This window comes from Streptomyces xinghaiensis S187 (assembly GCF_000220705.2).
Lineage (GTDB): Bacteria > Actinomycetota > Actinomycetes > Streptomycetales > Streptomycetaceae > Streptomyces > Streptomyces xinghaiensis.
In genome coordinates this window covers 4,971,636-4,984,642 of the sequence record NZ_CP023202.1, presented here as the reverse complement: position 1 = coordinate 4,984,642, position 13,007 = coordinate 4,971,636, and the positions used below count along the sequence as shown (strand labels likewise).

The following is a 13,007-nucleotide window of genomic DNA, read 5'->3' as shown; positions in this document are numbered from 1 at the left end:
CCGGTGCGTCTGAGAGCATGGAAGGGTGAAAAGGATTCCGCGCGGCACGCTTCAGGAGCAGACCTTCTACGAGCAGATCGGCGGGGAGCCGGTCTTCCGGCGGCTGGTGCACCGCTTCTACGAAGGGGTCGCCGAGGACCCCCTGCTGCGGCCGATGTACCCGGAGGAGGATCTGGGCCCGGCCGAGGACCGGCTCGCCCTCTTCCTCATGCAGTACTGGGGCGGCCCCACCACGTACAGCGACAACCGCGGCCATCCCCGGCTGCGGATGCGGCACGCGCCCTTCACCGTGAACCGGGCGGCCCACGACGCTTGGCTGCGCCATATGCGCACGGCGCTGGAGGACCTGGAGCTCTCCCCGGAGCACGAGGAGCAGTTCTGGCACTACCTGACGTACGCCGCCGCCACACTGATCAACACCGACGACGAGGCATGAGGGCGGGGCTCACCGGAGCCCGCCCCGCCCCCGGGGCCCCGGCCCCCGCCCGAAGGCGCTGAGCCGGGGTTCCGGGCCGGGGCCCGCCGGGCTCCGGCCCCGGCTCACAGCCGCCGCTTGCCGCTCAGGTAGGCGAGGACCGCCCGCACCCGCCGGTTGTCGTCCTCCGACGGCGCCAGGTCGAGCTTGTTGAAGATGCTGGTCGTGTACTTGCTGACCGCCCCGTCGCTCAGGACCAGTTCCCGGGCGATGGCGGCGTTCGACCGGCCCTCCGCCATCAGTTCCAGCACCTGCTGCTCGCGGGGGGTGAGGCGGGCCAGCGGTTCGTCGCGGGCGTTGCTGGCGAGGAGCTTGGCGATCACTTCCGGGTCCATGGCCGTACCGCCCTCCGCCACCCGGCGCACCCCGTCCACGAACTGTGCCGAGTTGAAGACCCGGTCCTTCAGCAGGTAACCCACCCCGCCCCGCCCGTCGGCCAGCAGCTCACGGGCGTACAACTGCACGATGTGCTGGGAGAGGACGAGCACCGGCAGGCCGGGCTGTTCGAGGCGGGCCGCCAGGGAGACCTGCAGCCCTTCGTCCGTCTGCGTCGGCGGCAGCCGGACGTCCACCACCGCCACGTCCGGCCGTTCCTCGCGCAGCGCCCGGGCCAGCTCGGGGCCGCTGCCCACGGCCGCCGCGATCTCGAAGCCGTGGGCCTCCAGCAGCCGGATCAGGCCTTCTCGGAGGAGGTAGAGGTCCTCGGCGAGGACAACGCGCACGGTATCTCCAGGGTCAGCATCGTGGGTCCGCCGTGCGGACTGCTCAGGGCGAGGACGCCGTCGAAGGCGGCGAGCCGGCGTTCGACGCCGCGCAGCCCGCCCCCGTCGGTGAGTTCGGCGCCCCCGTGTCCGTCGTCGGTCACGGAGACGCGCAGCGCCTCCCGGGGGGTTCCCGGCTCCGCCGTGTGGAGGTCGATCCACACCCGTCCGGCACCGGCGTGGCGGGCGGCGTTGGCGAGCAGCTCGCACACGGCGAAGTAGACGGCGGACTGCAGCGCGGCCGGCACCTCGCCCGCCAGGTCGGCCGTGACCTCGGCGTCGAGCGGGCTGTCGACGGCCACCGCCCGTACGGCGTCGACCAGTCCGCGTTCGGCCAGGACGGGCGGGTGGATGCCGCGCACCAGTCCGCGCAGCTCGGCCAGGGCCCGCTCGGAGGACTCCCGGGCCTGGGCGGCCATCATCCGGGCGGCGGCCGGGTCGCTCTCCGTGAGCTGCTCGATGGCCCCGAGGTTGAGCCCGACGGCGATCAGCCGGGCCTGCACTCCGTCGTGCAGGTCCCGCTCGATGCGCCGCAGTTCGGCGGCCTGGGCGTCGACCGCCTCGGTGCGGGTCTCGGACAGCTCCCGCACCCGCAGGGCGAGCACGGCCTTCCCGGTGGGACGGAGCAGGGCCTCGGAGACCCGGTCGTGGAGCCGCAGCAGCGGCGGTGCCGCCCAGAGCCCCAGGCCGACGGAGAGCAGCCCGAACCCGATGCCGGAAGCCCGGGCGCCGAGGAACGAGCCGAGCCACTCCGAGGCGCCGTGCGGATCGCCCAGCGCGCCCGGCAGCAGCAGGCCGAGGGTTCCGTAGGCCACGGCCGCCGCGGGCAGCAGGGCCAGCAGCGCGAGTGCCGGGCTGAGCACCGCCCAGTGCAGATCGCGCCAGGTCGCGGGGTCGGTGAGGTAACGTTGGAAGGTGCGCTCCAGCTTGCGGTACCGCGGGCCGCGCCAGGCCGCGGGCCATCCGCAGCCGCTGCCCTCCGCCCCGCCGTCCGCGGGCAGCGGGGCGTACGGGCTCGGGATGGGTGAGCCCGTACGCCGGCCGAGCCTGAGCCTTTCGGCGCCGGCCGCCCTGCGCAGCCGCTCGACGGCGGGTGGCCAGGCGACGATCAGCCCCAGCCCGAAAGTGAGCACCAGGGCGACGGCCGCCACGGCGGCCGCCAGCGTCGCGTCCGCCGCCCGGTGCGCCGCGGCCACCCCCTGCCCCATCGCGTGCCATCGCTCGGCCAGCCACCCGGCGGCCTGCCGTTGTCCCCGTTTCATGTTCCTCACCATGCCCCGATTCTGGGCGCGGCGGGAGGAGGCAGGCACTCCCCGCAGGCCCCCGGCCGGGGTGGGCCTGGACCCACCCCGGGCCGGGACGGGCGGTGCCGGGGCGGTCAGACCGGGGTGACGGGCAGCCCCGGCCGGGCGGTGCCGCGCACGGCGATCGAGCCGTACGGGGTGCGGAGCCGGAGCCAGTCGCCGGCGGCGAGCAGCGCCAGGGGCTGTTCCGGGACGGTACGCGGGGCGACGGCGGTGGCCGTGGCCGTCGCGCCCGCCGCTGGGCCCGTACCACCGCGGCCGGCCGGGACGGGCCCGTTCCCTCCCGGGGCCGGGCGGAGGAAGCCGAGCGCCTGCGCGGCGTGGGCGGCGCGCAGCGGAAGCCCGGTGCCGTCCAGGGTGCGGGACCAGATCTCGCGTCCGATGCGGTCGCGCTCGGCGCGGGTGCGGTGCGGTTCGGGGAGCGCCTCGTCGCGGCGGCGGAACTCGGCCACGGCGGCGGCCAGCGCGGCGCGGATCTCCTCAGGGCCGGGCAACCCCGGCAGCTGCCGCCAGCCGCCGCGCGGCGGCAGCACCCCGGCCCAGGGCGGGCCGGTGACACTGCCGGGCACGCCGACGTCCGCCCCGCCGGCCGCGTCACCGGAGGCCGCGTCCAGGGCGTCGGCCAGCTGACCGGCGGACACCGTCAGATCGAGCCCGCCCGGGCGGCCGGGCGCCGGGGCGCCCTCCCGGGACGGGCCCGCGGGTCCGTCCGCGAGGCGGGCGGTCCGGATCGCCAGGACCTCGAAGGGCGCCGGCCGGCCGAAGACGGCGAGCACGCCGCCCCCGGTCTGCAGGCGCACCGCGGCGGCCCGGTCGTAGTGGATCAGCCGGGCCAGGAAGGCGGCGAGGTCCGCCGCCTCCCCGGTGTCCGCGAGGCGCAGCGCCGTCATGCCGGGACGGCCTCCCCGGCCGGTCCGCCGTCCTCCGGGTTCCCGGTGTCGGGGCCGCCGGCGGCGTCGTCCGTGTACGCCTCCAGGAAGGCGCGTTCCTCGGCGGTGATCCGGCGCGGCCGGCCCTCGGCGAGGTTGTACGGGACGATCATGGTCGAGGCCCGGACATACACCTGGTCCCGGTCCTTGACCTCGTAGGCGACGGTCAGCGAGGCCGCCCCGATCTTGGTCACCCAGGTCTCGACGGTGACCGGCTCGTGGCGGTGGACCAGGGGCCGCAGGTAGTCGATCTCGTGCCGGGCGACCACCGAGCCGCCGGTGAAGGACGTGCTGCCCTCCCCCGGCGCCAGCCGGAACATGAAGTCGACCCGCGCCTCCTCCAGGTAGCGGAGGAAGACCACGTTGTTCACATGGCCGAAGGCGTCCATGTCCGACCAGCGCAGGGGGCAGGAGTAGACGTGTCGCACACTCAGCCCCGGGTCAGCTTCTTGTGCGTGGCACGGTGCGGACGGGCCGCCTCCGGGCCGAGCCGCTCGATCTTGTTCTTCTCGTACGACTCGAAGTTGCCCTCGAACCAGAACCACTTGGAGTCGCCCTCGTAGGCGAGGATGTGCGTCGCCACGCGGTCGAGGAACCAGCGGTCGTGGGAGACGACCACGGCGCAGCCGGGGAACTCCAGCAGCGCGTTCTCCAGCGAGGAGAGGGTCTCGACGTCGAGGTCGTTGGTCGGCTCGTCGAGGAGCAGCAGGTTGCCGCCCTGCTTGAGCGTCAGCGCCAGGTTGAGGCGGTTGCGCTCGCCGCCGGAGAGGACACCGGCCGGCTTCTGCTGGTCCGGGCCCTTGAAGCCGAAGGCGGAGACATAGGCCCGGGAGGGCATCTCGACCTGGCCGACGTTGATGTAGTCCAGTTCGTCGGAGACGACGGCCCAGAGGGTCTTCTTCGGGTCGATGTTGGCGCGGTTCTGGTCGACGTAACTGATCTTGACCGTCTCGCCGACCTTGATCGAGCCCGAGTCCGGCGTCTCGATGCCCTGGATCATCTTGAACAGGGTCGTCTTACCGGCTCCGTTGGGGCCGATCACGCCGACGATGCCGTTGCGGGGCAGGGTGAAGGAGAGGTCCTCGATGAGGACCTTGTCGCCGAAGGCCTTGTTGAGCTTCTCGACCTCGACGACGACGTTGCCCAGTCGCGGGCCCGGCGGGATCTGGATCTCCTCGAAGTCCAGTTTCCGGGTCTTCTCGGCCTCGGCGGCCATCTCCTCGTAACGGGTCAGACGGGCCTTGGACTTGGCCTGCCGGCCCTTGGCGTTGGAGCGGACCCAGTCCAGCTCCTCCTTGAGCCGCTTGGCGCGCTTGACGTCCTTCTGGCCCTCGACCTTGAGGCGGGTGGCCTTCTTGTCGAGGTAGGTGGAGTAGTTGCCCTCGTAGGCGATGGCGCGGCCGCGGTCGAGCTCCAGGATCCACTCGGCGACGTTGTCCAGGAAGTACCGGTCGTGGGTGACGGCCACGACGGTGCCCTTGTACTTGGCGAGGTGCTGCTCCAGCCACTGGACGGACTCGGCGTCCAGGTGGTTGGTGGGCTCGTCGAGCAGCAGCAGGTCGGGGGCCTCCAGCAGCAGTTTGCAGAGGGCGACGCGGCGGCGCTCACCGCCGGAGAGGGTGGTCACGGACCAGTCGCCGGGAGGGCAGCCGAGGGCGTCCATGGCCTGCTCCAGCTGGCTGTCCAGCTCCCAGGCGTTCGCGTGGTCGAGCTTCTCCTGGAGCTTGCCCATCTCCTCGAGCAGCGCGTCGGAGTAGTCGGTGGCCATCTGCTCGGCGATCTCGTTGAACCGCTGGAGCTGGTCGATGGTCTCGCGGACGCCGTCCTGGACGTTCTCCAGCACGGTCTTGGTCTCGTCCAGCGGGGGCTCCTGGAGGAGCATGCCGACGCTGTAGCCGGGGGTGAGGAAGGCGTCGCCGTTGGACGGCTGCTCCAGCCCGGCCATGATCTTGAGAACCGTCGACTTGCCGGCGCCGTTCGGGCCGACGACGCCGATCTTCGCGCCGGGCAGGAAGCTCAGCGTGACGTCGTCGAGGATCACCTTGTCGCCGTGCGCTTTGCGCGTCTTGCGCATGGTGTAGATGAACTCAGCCAAGAGAAACCGTCCGGCAATCGATGGGTGGGTGGGTACACCCATCTTGCCGTACCGCCGCTCCCGACCGGAAACCCGTTGTCCGCGTCGCGGACGCGCCGGGCGGCGGTGCGGCGGCGGGGCCGGGCCCCGCAGCGGCACGTCCCGCGCCCCGGAGGGCCGGCCGGCCGCGGAACGGGAGCCGGTCCGGAGCGGCCCGGGCACGGCGAAGGGCCGGAATCCCTGGGGGATTCCGGCCCTTCACTCGGGTTTTTCACAGGTCACCGCGGAGGGTGCGCACCGCGCCGGTCCGGCCTGCGGCCGGCGCGTCCGGGGTCACTCACCCGCGGTGGCGGCCTTCTTCCTGCGGAGGAGGAAGACGGTGGCTCCACCGGCCAGCACCAGGGCGAACGCGACGCCCGCGATCACCGGGGTGGCGCTGCTGCTGCCGGTCTCGGCGAGGTCGCCCTCACCGGCCGGGGCGTCGGAGTCGGCGTCGCCGGCCTCGTCACCGGAACCGCCGGCCGTGGCCGGGCTCGGCTCCGAGGACGGCACGGGGCCCTCGTCGGTGCCGACGGTCTCGCAGTCGAGCACACCCTCGAAGGTCTTCTCGAAGCCGTTCGGACCGGTGATGGTGAACTTGTAGGCCTGGTCCTCCTTCACCGGAAGGGTGACGGTCTCGGACTTGCCCGCCTCGATGGTGTGCTTCTGACCGCCGAGCTCGAAGGTGAACGGCTCGTCACCCTCGTTGGACGCGGTCACGTCCACACCGCCCTTGGTGCAGTTCTCCGTGGCCGAGACGGCCGGGACGGCACCGGTCTTGGCCCACTCCGCCGTGGCGGTGGCGGTCACGGTGGACTCGCTGGAGCCGGCCAGGATCTGGGTCTGGCTCTTGGTCGGGCTGGCGAAGGCGCGGCCGACCTCGACCTTGGTGGTGGCCTTGACGTTCAGCGAGGTGGAGCCGGCCGGGGTGTCGGTCGGCACGTCGAAGAACAGCTCACCGCCGTTGGCGATGCTGGTGACCGGCTGGCCGTTCTTGTCGACGACCTTGACGTCGGCCGCGGCGGCACCGGGCTCGACGGTGGCCGATTCGGCGTTCGTCTGCACCTTGATCGGGCCGAGGCGGTCACCGGGCTTACCGGAGACGGCCGGCGGGTCCAGGATGAGCGACGCCTTCGGCTCCTCCAGGTTCTGCGCCGACTTCTCCAGGTAGTCCGCGAGCTTCTCGGCCTCGGGGTTCTTGGCCTCGACGTTCGCCTGGTCGGAGTAGCGCCAGATGGCGACCTGGGTGCCGGCCGCGGCGGTCTTCTCCGTGAGGCTGCCGGCACCGGCGGCCTCGGCCAGCGCGGCGAGGTCGTTCACCTGCGGGTAGGAGTTCTGCAGGATCCAGCGGATCTTGCCCGCGTCGGCGTTGTTGTGCAGCGAGGTCTGGTCCCAGGACTTCTCCTCGTACTGGGCCTTCTTCTGCGTCGGGTTGGCGATGTCGATGCAGTAGGTCTGCAGGCTGCCGCCGCCGTTGACGGTCATCCCGAAGAGACCGGCGCCCACCTTCTGCTTCTTGCCGTCCTTGTGGGTGATGACGGCGTCATCGAACACCTCGAGGCCGTTGAGGGTGGCGGTCACACCACCCTCGAACGGGACGGTGTCGTCCGCGACAGCCGGTGCGGCGGTGGCTATCGCACCCGCCGCGACGAGGCCGGAGGCCAGAACCGCGGCGGCAAGGCGGGCAGAGCCCCGCCTGCGTACAGAGATCATGAAATTTCCCCTCCGAGCGAGGCAGCCTTGGGAGCGCCTCGCGGTCAAACCTGTAAGCCCCCGTGGCTACGCAGGGGATCTTAGGAAGGAAGTGTGACCGGATGACCGGCCAGTTCATCCGATAAGCGTTCCGAAGCGGAATCGTTATACGGGAACGCGTTTCTGACCTGGGATTATCGACAAATCCGCTTGCCGCCGCCGGAGCATTCACGGCGGATTCGGAGCACAACCCCCAGGCCGGAACAGCTCGCCGGAAGGCTGGGATAGTCCCGCAATCCGGACGTTCAGGGACCGGCGCCCGAGCGCGGGGGCGAGGAGTCCGCCCGCGGCCGGCCACCGGCGGCCGGCTCGGCTCCCGCTGCTCTCTCCGGTGCCCCCGCCACCGCTCCCGCCGGCATCCCCGGTGGAGCGCCCGGCCGCCCCTGGGCCGCGGCGGCGCGACGGGCCGTCAGCTCCGGAACGGAGCGCGACACCCGGTGGAACGCGGAGGTGCCCCGCGAGAGGTCGTGACCCACCGCCGTCGCGTCGATGTCCGCCGACAGCCGCTGCCTGCCCTCGTGTTCCTGCTCGCGGACCCGCAGCCGGCCCCGGACGATGAGCGGTTCGCCCACGGTCACCGAGGCGGCGACGTTCGCGGCCAGCGTCCGGCGCGTCCACACGGTGAAGAAACTGGTGTGGCCGTCCGTCCACGCCTCACGCTGCCGGTCCCAGCGGCGCGCCGTGGCGGCCAGGCGGAAGCGGGCGACCATCAGCCCGTCCGCCGCCTCCCAGCAGTCCACCCGCGTCGCCGCGTTGCCCGTCACCGTCAGCACGGTCTCGTTCATCGAATCCGCCCTCCCCTGGTCTCCTGCGGCCCGCTCTCCCGGCGGTCCGTCCGCTGCTCGTCCGGTCCCTGTGGCACCGGTCTCCGTGGAGGCAGCCGGTCCGTAGGGCAGCCATCGTGGCCGCCTCCGCCGGAGTCCGCTCGGGCCTGTGGACTACTCACCGGTTGTGGACAACAGGCTCACCCGGAAGGGTTCTTGCGGAGGATGACCGGACGTTACAAAAGCCCGGGGCCACCCGCGGTGACCGCGTGCTGGGCCCGCGCCTCGCGGTAGCGCAGCAGTTCCGCGGCCACCGGTTCCAGCACCCGGGACCGGCCGCAGGCCGCGGACGCGTCGCGCAGCCACCGCTCCGTGTCCCGGCCGTGGAGCCGGGCCGGGCCCCGGGCCGCGAGCCGGCAGACGCGGGCGAGCAGCGGACCGCCGAGCGAGGCGGCGGCCAGCAGCAGCGCCGGCCGCGGCCAGTCGCCGGCCGGTCCGGCCGTCAGCACCGCCACCAGCCATACGGCGGCGGCCGCTTGCAGCGCGAGCAGCAGCCACTGGGTGGCCGAGACCGCCGCCCACCAGCGCGGCCGGGCCGGCCTGACACCGGGCAGCGGCCGGACGGCCGCCCGGTCGAGGGCTTCCGCCAGCCCCTCGGTCCCGCTCACGGCGGTGTCCAGCACCGCGCGGGCCCAGGGCTCCGGCAGGCCGGCGGTCGCGTCACCGGCCAGGTTCCGCACGGCCTGTTCCACCACGGCACGGGCGGCCCGCGCCCCCGGCTCACCGCTGCCCGTACCCGTTCCCGTTCCCGTGTCCGTTCCCGTGTCCGTGGCCGAGTCCGTGGCCGAGTCCGGTGCGGTGCCGGTTTCCGCGGTGGCCGCCGGGCCGTCCGCCGCGGGCAGCGCCGCCGCCGGGGGAACGGGTGACCGCCCGGACGCGCGGCGGTGGCGGAGCCTGGTCCACGGGGTTCCGCACGCCTGTTCCGCCCGGCTCAGCCAGGCGCGTTCGGCGGCCTGTCCGGCGGCCGCGGCGCCGACCGAAGCGGCCAGCCGGTCCTCGAACTCCTCACGCCCCCGCGCGGAGAGCCCGGTCCAGCCCTCGGCGAGGCAGACCGGCTCGAGCCGGTCCGCGGCACCGTCCACATCGGCGGCCAGTCTGCGTTCGGCCGCCGTGCGGGCCGCCACGAAACGGGCGAGCTGTTCCCGCAGCTCGCCGACGCCCTCCCCGGTCAGCGCCGACAGCGCCAGCACCACCGCCCCCGGCTCGCCGTGTTCGCCGACGGCCAGGCCGTCCTCGTCCAGGAGCCGTCGCAGATCGTGGAGCACCCGGTGGGTGGCGTCGCCGGGCAGCCGGTCGGTCTGGTTGAGAACCACGAAGGTGACCTCGTCATAGCCCGCCAGCGGGCGCAGATAGCGCTCGTGCAGGACCGCGTCCGCGTACTTCTCCGGGTCGACGACCCACACCACGGCGTCGACCAGGCCGAGCAGCCGGTCCACCTGGCGGCGGTGCCCGGGGAGGGCGGAGTCGTGGTCGGGCAGATCGAGCAGGACCAGCCCGTCCAGGTTCGGCGCTGGGCCGCCCGCGTCCTCCGGCTGCGGGCCGGGTACGAGCCCGGGCCACTGCTCGTGGGTGCGGCGCGGCGCGCGGCGGCGCAGCGCGGACGGCACGCCGAGCCGGTCGAGAAGGCCGTCGGCGCCGTCGGACCAGGTACAGGCCAGCGGCGCGGTGGTCGTCGGACGGCGGATGCCCGCCTCGGAGACCGGGGCGCCGGCCAGGGCGTTGAACAGGGTCGACTTGCCGCTTCCGCCCGCTCCCGCGAGCGCCACGACGGTGTGGTCGAGCGAGAGCCGGTGCCGGGCCACGGCTTCGTCGAGCACATGTCCGGCCTCGGCGAGGGTGTGCGCGTCGAGCCGGGCGGCGGAGAGTCCGACGAGCTCCCGCAGGGCCTCCAGCCGGGTGCGCAGGGGGCGGCTGAAGCCGGTGTGCGGAGGCGGCGGAGCGGCCGGGAGGTCCTGTGCCGCGGAGGCGGTGCCGCTCTCGCCGGCCGCCCCGGCCCGGCCCCCGTCCCCGGACCCGGGCTTCGTCTCCCCCAGGGCCCCGGCGGTGCCCTCCGGACGGTTGTCGGGGCGGTCGTCCGGGCGGATCCGCTCGACGTCGAACGGACGAGCGGGCCGGGTGACGCGCGCCCAGGGTGCGCGGCGGGCGATCAACCCGTCGTTCCAGGCCAGGTCTTCGGGCACCTGCGGTTCCGGGGTGCGCTCCCGGGCGGGGGCGGGCATCGTCTCGTACCGGTGCTCCTCACCCCGCGGCGCGGACGGTGCGGGTTCCGGCGCCGTGGAGGCCGACCCGGCCGCGTTGTCCCCCGGACCGGACGGGGCGCCTCCCGCGCGGGCTCCGTCCCCAAGGGCCGTCTCCCTCTCGGCGTCGTCCGTACGGGCGTTCGGCCCGTCCGCGCCGCGCCCGGCAGTGCGGTGCTCCGCATGCGCACCCGCACCCTCGCCATCGCCATCGCCCTGACCCGCACCCGTGCCGGTGTCCGAGCCGGGCTCGCCGCCCTCTTCGCGGCCCGCCGGCGCGCAAGGCTCCGGACGAGGCTCCGGGCCCGGGCCGGCGTCCTCACCGGTGGCCGGGCTTGGCCGCCGGTCCTCCTCCGCCCGCGCGGTCGGCAGCAGCGGGGGCGCCTGCTCCGCGGGGCGGGGTTCGGCGGTGTCCGTGCCGGACGGCGGGTGGTCGGCGTCCTCGGGGCGGTCGGCGGTGAAGGCCATGCCGGTCACCTCTCCTTCTGCAGTACGGACAACGCGGCGATCAGGCCGGCCTGGTGACCGGGTGCCAGGTGGAGTTCGTCGAGCGGTGCCAGCCGCCGGTCGCGTTCGCCGTGCAGGGTGCGTTCCCCGCACTCGGTGAGGAGTTGCTCCCCCCGGCCGCGCAGCCGGGCGGCCGCGTCGTCGCCCAGCATCCGGGCGAGCCGGTCCGCCGCCGTACGGGACCGGCCGCCGCCGAGGAGCGCGACGGCCAGCAGCGCGGCCACATGCTCGGGGTCGGCGGTGCCCGGACGCTCCACCAGGGCGGCTTCCTCCTCGGCCAGTTCCTCGACGCAGCGGGACCAGCGCCGTACGGCCACGCCGATCCGGTCGGCGGAGCCGGCCGCACGGGCGGTCATCTCGGGGAGCGGACCGGCTCCGGCGGCCCGGTCGCGCCGCCAGTTCTCGCGCAAGCGTTCGTCGGCGTGGATGACGGCGCAGCACAGGTGTGCGGCGAGGCTGTCGGAGCAGGCCTCCAGGAGTTCCCCGGGGCCGCTGTGCCAGGGGTAGCCGCGCCAGCGGGCGAGGGCGTCACCGGCGAGGACCGCTCCGGCGGCCAGCTCACCCCGCGCCCGCGCCGCGGCCTCGTCATAAGCCTGTTCGACGCACTGGGACAGCCGGACGGCGGCGGAGTGCTGCGCGGCGGCGGCCGCGGCCAGGGCGGGCACCCGGACGTCCAGGGAGGCGAGCACGCCGTTCACCGTCCGGGTGGCGGCGACGGTCCGGGCGGCGGGATCCTGCGCGCGCTGGGCGAGCCAGTCGCGGAGCCCGGCCACGGCGCTGGCGGGCAGCAGCCCACCGCCGTCACCGGCCGACTCGGGGAGCTCCGGGATGGTGAAGCGGGGGACGTCGCGGAGCCCGGCCTTGTCGAGCAGCGAGCCGTACTGCCGGGAGACGTCCGCGACGACCTGATGCGGCACCCGGTCGAGCACGGTGACGAGCGTCGCGTCGTACTCCTTGGCCGAGCGCAGCAGATGCCAGGGCACCGCGTCGGCGTAGCGGGTGGCGGTGGTGACGAGCACCCAGATGTCGGCCGCGCAGATCAGCTGGGCCGCGAGTTCGCGGTTGCGGACGACGAGGGAGTCGATGTCGGGGGCGTCGAGCAGGGCCAGGCCGGGCGGGATGCTGCTCGCGGTCTCGACGCGGAGAGCGGTCTCCGCACCGCGTTCCCCGTCATCGATCTCCTCCAGCTCGTCGGCGAACAGGTCGTGGGCGTACGGCAGGAGCCCGCTCCGTGCCACGGCCTCCTGCCGCACCGCGCGGGCCCGCACCAGATCGGGGAGCACCCGCCGGCCCGCGAACCAGTGGTGGTCCTCGGGATGGCAGACGAGCACGGGGACGCGGGTGGTGGGCCGCAGCACTCCGGCGGGGCTGACGGGCCGTCGCACGAGGGAGTTGACGAGAGTGGACTTGCCGGCGCCCGTCGAACCGCCGACGACGGCGAGGAGGGGCGCCTCGGGGGCTCTGAGCCGGGGGAAGAGGTAGTCGTCCAGCTGCGCCAGCAGCTCCGCCCGGTTCTGCCGGGCCCGCACGGCTCCGGGGAGGGCCAGCGGGAAGCGCAGGGCGGCGACACGGTCGCGCAAGGCGGACAGTGCGTCGAGCAGTCGGGGCTGTGCATCCAAAGTCGCCACATGCGAAGAATGCCCGTTTTTAGTAGGTTTTTGAAGCGTATGGCGGTCCTGCGCGCCGGTAGATCGTGATACGGCTGTGACCCCCGGGGGTCAGGCATAACGAGTGCACAACACCCGACGGTTGAGGCGTGAAAAGCGATGCGGGATTCGCACCTGCCTGCGATTATCGGATGCGCTTCACCGAACCTCCACAAGGTGTCACGGAGGTGAAGCAAGCGGGACGAGGTGCACGGAGCCCTATCCTTGTCCCGGCAAGGCCACGGTCCACCGATCTCCGGGCACCGGCACCACCGCCCGCAGCGGTCGGACCCGCTGGCACCGGGGCTCCAGGCCACCGAGGCCGCCATCCGGCCCCCGTAGCTCAGTGGATAGAGCAGGTGCCTTCTAAGCACTTGGCCGCAGGTTCGAGTCCTGCCGGGGGCGCCATCGGCCCAGCGCCGACTGGGCCACATTCCCACAGCTCAGTCCGCAGGTACC

Annotated in this window: 10 protein-coding genes and 1 tRNA gene; 2 read left to right on the top strand and 9 right to left on the bottom strand. The window is 73.8% G+C overall.

Annotated elements, in window-relative coordinates:
* Positions 1-25 precede the first annotated feature (25 nt).
* Positions 26-436, top strand: coding sequence for a globin (locus SXIN_RS21280; protein WP_019709015.1), 411 nt, complete (start codon positions 26-28; stop codon positions 434-436).
* Positions 437-540: 104 nt separating this feature from the next.
* On the opposite strand, the gene SXIN_RS21275 is transcribed toward SXIN_RS21280, so the two are convergent.
* The 9 genes from SXIN_RS21275 to SXIN_RS21235 form a co-directional block, all read right to left on the bottom strand.
* The gene (locus SXIN_RS21275) at positions 541-1,197 is read right to left on the bottom strand and encodes a response regulator transcription factor (protein WP_019706366.1); all 657 of its coding nucleotides are present in this window, start codon (positions 1,195-1,197) and stop codon (positions 541-543) included.
* Complete coding sequence (locus SXIN_RS21270) at positions 1,149-2,510, bottom strand: sensor histidine kinase (RefSeq protein ID WP_095757376.1); 1,362 nt, start codon at positions 2,508-2,510, stop codon at positions 1,149-1,151. The genes SXIN_RS21275 and SXIN_RS21270 overlap by 49 nt, the downstream gene beginning before the upstream one ends.
* Before the next feature lie 104 nt (positions 2,511-2,614).
* Positions 2,615-3,430 carry a DUF8010 domain-containing protein gene (locus SXIN_RS21265; protein WP_095757375.1) on the bottom strand — a complete coding sequence of 272 codons (816 nt, stop codon included), beginning with the start codon at positions 3,428-3,430 and terminating at the stop codon, positions 2,615-2,617.
* A complete protein-coding gene (locus SXIN_RS21260) occupies positions 3,427-3,897 on the bottom strand; it encodes a thioesterase family protein (RefSeq protein WP_019709014.1) in 471 nt (156 codons plus the stop codon). The genes SXIN_RS21265 and SXIN_RS21260 overlap by 4 nt, the downstream gene beginning before the upstream one ends.
* 2 nt (positions 3,898-3,899) lie before the next feature.
* Entirely contained in the window at positions 3,900-5,564 is a 1,665-nt protein-coding gene (gene ettA / locus SXIN_RS21255; RefSeq protein ID WP_019709013.1) for an energy-dependent translational throttle protein EttA, read from the bottom strand.
* A 312-nt stretch (positions 5,565-5,876) separates the two neighbouring features.
* Positions 5,877-7,295, bottom strand: a complete 1,419-nt coding sequence (locus SXIN_RS21250; RefSeq protein ID WP_019709012.1) for a Cys-Gln thioester bond-forming surface protein — start codon at positions 7,293-7,295, stop codon at positions 5,877-5,879.
* A gap of 284 nt (positions 7,296-7,579) precedes the next feature.
* The gene (locus SXIN_RS21245; protein WP_095757374.1) at positions 7,580-8,119 is read right to left on the bottom strand and encodes a single-stranded DNA-binding protein; all 540 of its coding nucleotides are present in this window, start codon (positions 8,117-8,119) and stop codon (positions 7,580-7,582) included.
* A 215-nt stretch (positions 8,120-8,334) separates the two neighbouring features.
* Positions 8,335-10,863: a GTPase gene (locus tag SXIN_RS21240; protein ID WP_238153827.1), complete on the bottom strand. Its 2,529-nt coding sequence runs from the start codon at positions 10,861-10,863 to the stop codon at positions 8,335-8,337.
* A gap of 5 nt (positions 10,864-10,868) precedes the next feature.
* Positions 10,869-12,521, bottom strand: a complete 1,653-nt coding sequence (locus SXIN_RS21235) for a dynamin family protein (RefSeq protein ID WP_095757373.1) — start codon at positions 12,519-12,521, stop codon at positions 10,869-10,871.
* Positions 12,522-12,880: 359 nt separating this feature from the next.
* On the opposite strand from SXIN_RS21235, the gene SXIN_RS21230 reads away from it, so the two are divergent.
* A tRNA-Arg gene (locus SXIN_RS21230) sits at positions 12,881-12,956 on the top strand.
* Positions 12,957-13,007 lie beyond the last annotated feature (51 nt).

Bases quoted from the DNA above. Each gene is read 5' to 3' on its own strand.
- SXIN_RS21270 (WP_095757376.1), bottom strand. From the start codon at position 2,510: ATGGTGAGGAACATGAAACGGGGACAACGGCAGGCCGCCGGGTGGCTG.
- SXIN_RS21265 (WP_095757375.1), bottom strand. From the start codon at position 3,430: ATGACGGCGCTGCGCCTCGCGGACACCGGGGAGGCGGCGGACCTCGCC.
- SXIN_RS21250 (WP_019709012.1), bottom strand. From the start codon at position 7,295: ATGATCTCTGTACGCAGGCGGGGCTCTGCCCGCCTTGCCGCCGCGGTT.
- SXIN_RS21245 (WP_095757374.1), bottom strand. From the start codon at position 8,119: ATGAACGAGACCGTGCTGACGGTGACGGGCAACGCGGCGACGCGGGTG.
- SXIN_RS21240 (WP_238153827.1), bottom strand. From the start codon at position 10,863: ATGGCCTTCACCGCCGACCGCCCCGAGGACGCCGACCACCCGCCGTCC.